At 48.8% G+C, this 3,417-nt stretch carries 4 protein-coding genes; 1 reads left to right on the top strand and 3 read right to left on the bottom strand.

Translation table 11 applies throughout. From position 1 onward, the window contains the following. Positions 1-170: 170 nt before the first annotated feature. From H8D24_03595 to H8D24_03585, 3 genes are read right to left on the bottom strand one after another with little or no spacing between them, the layout of a single operon-like run. Positions 171-638, bottom strand: a complete 468-nt coding sequence (locus tag H8D24_03595) for an isoprenylcysteine carboxylmethyltransferase family protein (GenBank protein MBC8519477.1) — start codon at positions 636-638, stop codon at positions 171-173. An 8-nt stretch (positions 639-646) separates the two neighbouring features. Further along, positions 647-1,444 carry an undecaprenyl-diphosphate phosphatase gene (locus tag H8D24_03590; GenBank protein MBC8519476.1) on the bottom strand — a complete coding sequence of 266 codons (798 nt, stop codon included), beginning with the start codon at positions 1,442-1,444 and terminating at the stop codon, positions 647-649. 13 nt (positions 1,445-1,457) lie between these two features. Then, a complete protein-coding gene (locus H8D24_03585; GenBank protein MBC8519475.1) occupies positions 1,458-2,618 on the bottom strand; it encodes an SAM-dependent methyltransferase in 1,161 nt (386 codons plus the stop codon). A 38-nt stretch (positions 2,619-2,656) separates the two neighbouring features. Between H8D24_03585 and H8D24_03580 the strand changes: the two genes are divergently transcribed. Beyond that, positions 2,657-3,412 carry a pteridine reductase gene (locus tag H8D24_03580; protein ID MBC8519474.1) on the top strand — a complete coding sequence of 252 codons (756 nt, stop codon included), beginning with the start codon at positions 2,657-2,659 and terminating at the stop codon, positions 3,410-3,412. Positions 3,413-3,417 lie beyond the last annotated feature (5 nt).

The following is a 3,417-nucleotide window of genomic DNA, read 5'->3' as shown; positions in this document are numbered from 1 at the left end:
TGCTGATGGGTTCAGAGGGCAAGAGATCAGCAATGAGCTACAGAAAAGACGTGCTCAGGCTGTAAAGGCAGACGCTACCACCTCCTCAAGTTGTGGTAAGAGGGGTGCTGTCCCGCCATAGCGAATGCTTTTCGACTGCTGAATAAGAGGCCTTATCCAATTCGTTCTTTCTAATACCTTTTGAAGGGCAAAAACCTTCCTGTGTCTGTTTTATAGTTTTTATACTGCTCAAAACGCTCGGCCAGGAGTTTTTCTTCAAAATTTGATTTCATAATTAAATCAATCAGTAGCACCAACATAACAAGCAGCGCATACAGATGGATGTTGCTTAGGGTCAGCGCTAAACAGAAGAGCAGCACACTGCTGTACATTGGGTGCCTGATGTAGGCATAGATGCCTGTAGTGATTAATTGATGCCTCTGTTTTAGGGTGGGTACAATATTGAGATTATCAAGCCTCATATTGATGATAGCCATACCGCCAATAACTGCAGAAAGCGCCATCAGGATATAAACAGGTAGATCAAAATTGGTCAACTGTGCGTTAATGACTAAATAGATGATACAGGCAAACTGCACTACAACGTAGATCATTGAAGCGCCCTGTGTTGGTAGAGTAAATTTTGCGCCATTAAACATTCTATAGCTTACAGATATAACAGCAGCAACAGTCCGCCCAAAATCATGCGATAGAGCACAAATGGGGCCATCCCTATACGGTCCAATAGTCTCAGAAAGTAGTGTATACAGAGGTATGCACTTATTGCAGATAGTGCCGTTCCCAGCAACAGTGTGGCCCAGTTAACACCATCCCCCTGCTGGATCAACTCCACCACCTCCAGTCCCCCAGCCAACAAGATTACTGGAACAGAGAGCAGGAAAGAGAATCTGGCTGCACCCTGTCTTGTCATCCCCATAGCTAGTGCTGCTGTCATGGTGACGCCTGACCGGGAGGTTCCCGGGATCAGGGCAAATATCTGTGATAGTGCAACCACCAAAACTGTCTGCCACCCCATTTGGTGCTCATCACTCTGTCGCTTTCCTCTGTAATCGGCCCACCAGAGCAGCAGCCCGAAGAGTATGGTGGTGGTGGCAATAACCAGCGGAGACCGTAGGTATAGCTCAATATGATCCTTAAATACAAGGCCTGCCAGCCCAACAGGAATTGTTCCCAGCCCAACTGCCCATGCCAGTTTCGCATCAGCCGTCACCCCTCGACCAACCAGTGAGCCGCCCCACTCTGAAACCATTTTTATCAGTTCAGAGCGAAAGTAGCTGACCACTGCCAATAGTGTGCCGATATGTACAGCGACATCAAAGGCCAGCCCTTGATCCTGCCAACCAGTCAGAACCGGAACCAGAATAAGGTGTGCCGAGCTGGAGATGGGGAGAAATTCTGTCAGCCCCTGCACTAGTGATAAGAGAACAATCTGAATAAGATCCATGCTATCTACTCTACTACAGTGTGTGAAGCTGGTCGTGGATAGTAAATGTATCTGGTAATTTGACACCTCTGGTCAAGGCCATCACTTTTACCACCTCACCCATCTGTGCCGGCATTGTGAGCTGCTGAATTGCCCGTGATGTCTCAATACGGGCCTGTATATCATCCAGATTCTCATCTTCTGCCATCTTTGCAATCCCTCCAGCCAGCAGAAAATATGCCTGTGTTGTGTAACCGGCAACATCCAGTCCAGACTCATCTGCCGCCTCGGCGACAGCAGTAAAATCAATATGCGCCGTTATATCCTGAAGTCCTGGTAGAGCAAGGGCATCCTCATGTCTATGGTGCCGGTAGAAGCAGCTTAAAGTACCACTGTTGCGTTCTGGGCGATAATACTCGGTACGTGAGTAGCCATAATCAATCAGCAGAACTATCCCCCTCTGCAACTGATCCGAAATCGAGGCGATCCATGGTGAAAGCCCTGGTCTCACCTCGGACATATATCCATCATCCATGCTCTCCATATCGATTTCTGCCGGCAGTTCAACCGCCATACCATCAGGGTGCTCTCTCATAACCAGAATACCATTTTCATCAATGGAAACCCCTAGTGCGATAGCCGTACCTCTACGAACAACAAAACGCTCTACAGGGATGGCGTCCATCACCTCATTGGCAACAACCACTCCCTGAAAATGTGTTTCCGGCATGGTGTCCAGCCAATTGATACGGTCGACTAGATGAGGAATACGTTCGCCAAGCAGCTCTCTCTGCCTTACTTTCAGCCCTGCACTCACCTCAAGAATGTTGTAACTGTCTGGAAGCTGCCCTTGCCTCTCAAGCTCTGCCATTATCTCTGCTGCCATTGCCCCGGAGCCTGCGCCAAACTCAAGTATCTCTGGAGACTCCATATCCGACAGCACTGACATGATCTGTTTTGCAATCACCCTTGAGAATAGTGGCGAAATCTCTGGCGCAGTTATAAAGTCACCAGAGAGCCCCAGACCATGAAGGTTGCTGTAATAACCAAGCCCCGGGGTATATAACGCCTGAGACATCCACTGGTCGAATGGCATCCAGCCCCCTGCCTGCTGAATCGACTCAACCATACTGGCCTGTAGCTGCCTGGATATACTCTCCATCTCTTGGGTTGGCGCAAGGAAGGTGTTAGTCATCTGTTACAATTAATTTTTTCATTTGTGGGGCCATATTTGTGGGCAATGATACCAACAGTTACCAGGGCAAGGTCGTATTGATCACAGGTGCAGCCCATAGAATTGGCGCCGCAACTGTGCGCCTACTGCACAAGTCGGGCATGAATATTGTGCTTCACTATCGCAACTCTGCAACAGATGCTGTTGCGCTACAAGATGAACTGCAACAAAATCGTCCTGACTCTGTAGAGCTAATTCAGGCCGACCTTCACCAAATCTCAGGGTTTGACTCTATTATCCAGCAGGCAGCCGGCTACTGGGGAAGGCTTGATGTACTGATCAATAATGCATCAACCTTCTATCCTACTCCAGTCGGCTCAATGGATGAGGATGGCTGGGATGATCTGATTGGAACCAACCTTAAGGCGCCACTATTTCTCTCGCAGGCGGCAGCCCCCGAACTGAAAAGAGTTCATGGAACTATTATCAATATCGTTGATATTCATGCTGAGCGCCCGCTCAAGGAACATACCCTATACAGCATTGCGAAAGCCGGCATAACCATGCTTACAAAAAGTATGGCGCGTGAACTAGGGCCAGAGATCCGGGTTAATGGGGTTGCACCTGGAGCCATACTTTGGCCTGAGTCTGGCCTGGATGACGATACACGTGCGGAGATCATATCCAGAACTGCGCTCAAACGATCTGGAGAGCCTGACGATATTGCTCAAACCATCCTGTTCCTGATCGGCAGCGCCAACTACATAACTGGCCAGATCATCAGTGTAGATGGCGGCCGAACTCTCAGTAACTGATTAAA

Origin of the sequence: Candidatus Thiopontia autotrophica, from assembly GCA_014384675.1 — a bacterium.
Lineage (GTDB): Bacteria > Pseudomonadota > Gammaproteobacteria.
The sequence above is the reverse complement of the archived record's forward strand: the minus strand, read 5'-3'. Positions and strand labels throughout refer to the sequence as shown.